The organism is Cupriavidus sp. SIMBA_020, from assembly GCF_046535395.1.
Classification (GTDB): Bacteria; Pseudomonadota; Gammaproteobacteria; order Burkholderiales; family Burkholderiaceae; genus Cupriavidus; species Cupriavidus campinensis.
The window spans coordinates 1-394 of record NZ_JAWRWU010000118.1; the positions used below are offsets into that span (position 1 = coordinate 1).

Here is a 394-nt window from a genome sequence, read left to right on the forward strand (position 1 = left end):
TCGACAGCAATCGCCGGGAAGCCAACGCAGGCGGCGCGTCGGCGATGGCGACGCGCGGCTGCCGGCACGGGCCGCGGCGGGGTCAAGCGAGGACGCGCGGGTCGCGGACGGCTCGCACAATCGCCTGATTATGCCACGGGTTATTTTGAACCCGGGCGAAAAAGGGCCTGCACGCGTGCGAGATCGGCCGGCGTGTCGATGCCGGCTTCGGGCGCGTGCTCGGTCATCAGCACGGCAATGCGCTCGCCGTGCCACATCGCGCGCAGCTGTTCGAGCTGCTCGGCCTGCTCGATCGGCGCCTGCGCGAGCGACGGATAGGTGCGCAGAAAGCGCGCGCGATACGCGTAGAGACCGATGTGCCGATACACCGGAAAGGCCGGTGCGGGCATCGCCG

General features: G+C 69.8%; 1 protein-coding gene. It reads right to left on the reverse strand.

Going from position 1 to position 394, the window contains the following annotated elements; all coding sequences use genetic code 11:
* Positions 1 to 140 precede the first annotated feature (140 nt).
* A partial coding sequence (locus SB751_RS28420; protein ID WP_410748839.1) for a cytidylyltransferase domain-containing protein occupies positions 141 to 394 on the reverse strand: 254 nt, incomplete at its 5' end.